Annotated in this window: 2 protein-coding genes; both read right to left on the reverse strand. The window is 30.1% G+C overall.

The window, feature by feature from the left end; translation table 11 throughout:
• Nucleotides 1-224 (reverse strand): hypothetical protein (locus ACRDBA_RS08520; protein WP_438572497.1); only part of this gene is annotated, 224 nt, incomplete at its 3' end.
• A gap of 146 nt (nucleotides 225-370) precedes the next feature.
• Nucleotides 371-2484: SGNH/GDSL hydrolase family protein (locus ACRDBA_RS08525; RefSeq protein ID WP_438572498.1), on the reverse strand; the 2114-nt coding region annotated here is incomplete at its 5' end.

The following is a 2484-nucleotide window of genomic DNA, read 5'->3' on the forward strand; positions in this document are numbered from 1 at the left end:
ATTGTTTTCTCTGACCTACCTTCTAATCTTTTAGCTTGTAAGAACATTACTATCTTATCTGGTATATCACTAACTGATAGGTCAGTTGAAACTTTATGCACACTATACTCTGAAAACATTTCATCTAAAATAGAATCAATTTTCTTTGAATTTGTGTAGTCTAATCCTAATTCACTAACCATTTTAATTAGTAAATCGTGTTTAAATTCTTGATTATCTTTCATTGAATATTTCCCCCATAGAATACTTTATAAACTATATTCTATCATAAAAAAGTGAAAAATTGACTATAAAATTAACTAGTATTTTATGGAAGAAATATTTATTGTCTAGTTTTTTGTTTATTTCGGTATACCTCGTCAAATGCGAATTAAATTATATTAGGCATAACATTTTTCAAACCACATATAATAGTTCTCGCAATTGCTTTTTTACCATTCTCGCTATAAGGATGTACAGAATCAGTTATATATTTTTTTCTATTAAATTGATTTATTCCAGTCAATGAAAAAACATCTATAACAGGAATGGAAAACTCGTTTGCAACTTCTTTCATAGCTTTAGCATAGTCATAAGGTGTCAAACCTAAACTATTTGTAATCATATCAACTCTGTTAGACCCTGTCACACCTTGCCCACTCAACTGTGTACCTAAAACAATTATTGAATTTGGCGAATATGCTTGAATTTTCATTATAGTACTAGCTATTGAACCTTTGAAAGTATCAATTTTAAAATCTCCTGCAAATTCTCTATAAGTTGTATCACTTTGCCATACAGTATCACTCAAAATACTACTATCGAATTTAGTATCACCTATTGGAACATTTTGCCCGAAGTCATTAGTTCCACCCATTATAAAAATTAAATCTGAATTTACACCTATCATTTTCTTTATTCTGTCAAATGAGCAGAAGCATGAGTTATGTTCAGTTGTTCCAGCAGGCTGAGTATTACTTCCATCAGGTCTACTATTATAACTCCCATCTGAATTAGCCCAAAATACTGCATTTTGGAATTTGAAAGTACTACCACCTACACCTCTACCAATATGTGACGAAAACTCATAATAATTATTTACATAATATTGCCATGATGGGTCGTTAGGATTTTCAATGTTTCCAATAGCTGTTATACTATCCCCATAAGTAAGCCATTTTTTATTCCACCAATCACGAACAGATTCATATTTAGCAACCCTAACATCGTCAATGAAAGGAGTTTTTATATATTTAGCATTAATATTAGTTGTAGGCAAATTACCTTTTATAACTTGTAAATATAACCTCCTACTTTCACTTGAATAAAATCTAAAATATCTAGCTTGTTTTGGAACAGTAATAGATTTATCAATTAAACTTCTACCCATTATTTTTTTGTCTTTATCAAAAAAAGCAAATGATTTTTGAGAAGCATCTGCATAAACAAAAGAACCACTACTAAACCACCCAATATGAATTACTTCACCTTCTTCACATTCCATATAATCACTCGTAAAATATCCTGTTGTTGTCTGAAGAAGCAGACTATCATCATTGTAAATTCCATACATTACATTAGTAAATCTTGTATCTTTAGTATATTTAGAAGAATCAAACAGATTAAGTGAATATATACTAGCTTTTTGTTTTTTTTCTTTTTGTAAAGGTTCATAATAATCACTAGTTGGAAGCCACACTATATCATTTTCTCCTAAATATTTATCCCTTAATTCTACTCCATCAGTTTTTTGGTCTGAAATTCTTATAAAACAACAATTTGAAGGTGTTGTTATTGTTAATGATGGTATAGTTTCTCCACTAATAAAATTATAAAAAGAATCGTAGTAGCAAATTCTTTGTCCTGTTGCAAAATCTGCAATACCACCAGTATTACCACATAGTTTCTTATAGTACGTTTTATTAGACGATACTTTTATAAAATTTGTAACTGAATATGAAGAAGCAGAATAAATCGTACCATTTGAAATGTTAAGTTGCATACCTATATTTGACACATCTTTACAATAAGGAAATATATTATCGCTTGTAACCATAAATGATGTATTTCTAGGCTTAACTTCTTTATCAACAATATTTGTACTAACTACTGTATTATTACCAACTACTGCTACACTTCCACCTGTCATTGCTTCTTTTACATCTTGCCCCATGTCAGCCATTGACATTAATGTATCTTTTTTTCTTACATCAACTTCATTCGCTTTATGTTCCAAATCCGAATTAGTTTTATTAATCTGATTCTGTAAATTAGCACTTACATTTTCATCGATTATAACTTTTCTAAGCCCTTCGTAGTCTGATTGCATTTTACCAACAGCAACATCAGCAACTTGCATTCTATTGGAGTGCTCATCAATTCTCTGTGCTTCATTGGACTCCCTCTGTGCTTCACTGTTTGATATAGCAATATTTAGCTCTTTACTTTCACTTACAACTGTTCCGATTTCTGTATGTAAAGAACCAACATTTTCCATAAGTGTGT

Source organism: Clostridium sp., from assembly GCF_051654825.1.
Lineage (GTDB): Bacteria > Bacillota > Clostridia > Clostridiales > Clostridiaceae > Clostridium.